Raw genomic sequence first — 1,025 nt, forward strand, 5'->3', positions numbered from 1 at the left:
GGCCAGGACCTGGAAAACCTGACGCTGACTGGATCCGCGAACATCGACGGCACCGGCAATTCCCTTGCCAACATCATCACTGGCAACAGTGGTGTAAATACACTTTTGGGCCTCGGCGGCAACGACATCTTCAGAGGAGGCCTCGGCAACGATGTTATGGATGGTGGAGATGGTGTCGACACGGCCGACTACAGCAATCAAACCTCAGCTGTTGCTGTAAGTCTAACCAAGTTCGTTGACGCTCAAGTCACGATCGGCGGGATCGCGGAAGATACTATTCGCAACATCGAGAATGTGACCGGCGGCAGTGGTGGCGACACATTGACCGGCGATGGTTTCGTGAACGTTCTCATCGGTGGAGGCGGCAACGATACAATAAGCGGCAGGGACGGGAACGACACGCTCATTGGCGGAGACGGAAATGATATCATCAACGGCAATTCAGGCGACGACAGGCTGATTGGTGGACGTGGAAATGACACTATCAATGGCAATTCCGGCCTTGACACGGTCGACTACAGTACCGACGTCAGCAGCGGCGCCATACATGGTATCCTCGTCAATCTCTGGGGAGTCGGCTCGCAACTGGGGTTGGCAGCCGATACCGCAACGGATTCTTTTGGGAATACGGATACCGTAGCCACTATCCGCAATGTCACCGGTACGCAGTTTGCGGATCAGATATATGGCGGCGAGCATGACAACACCCTGACTGCCGGCGCGGGCAACGACATCCTCGACGGCCACCTGGGCAACGATACACTGATCGGCGGAACTGGCAGCGACATTTTCCATTTCCATACAGCGCTCGACGCCTTGACCAATGTCGATACCATCACCGACTTCTCGGTMGYCGACGACACCATCCAGGTCGACAAYGCSATCTTYGCMGCRCTTGGCGGCAAYGGCACKCTGACGGCSGACCAGTTCRTCAAGAACACCACCGGCCTTGCCGSWGACGGCAACGATCACATCATCTACGAGACCGAYACMGGCTGGCTCACCTATGACAGCAACGGCAGTGC

General features: G+C 56.5%; 1 protein-coding gene. It reads left to right on the plus strand.

Annotated elements, in window-relative coordinates:
* Nucleotides 1–1,025: calcium-binding protein (locus tag ACXJ7R_RS34125; protein WP_457155637.1), on the plus strand; the 1,025-nt coding region annotated here is incomplete at both ends.

The sequence above is a fragment of the Mesorhizobium sp. P5_C1 genome (genome assembly GCF_054049815.1).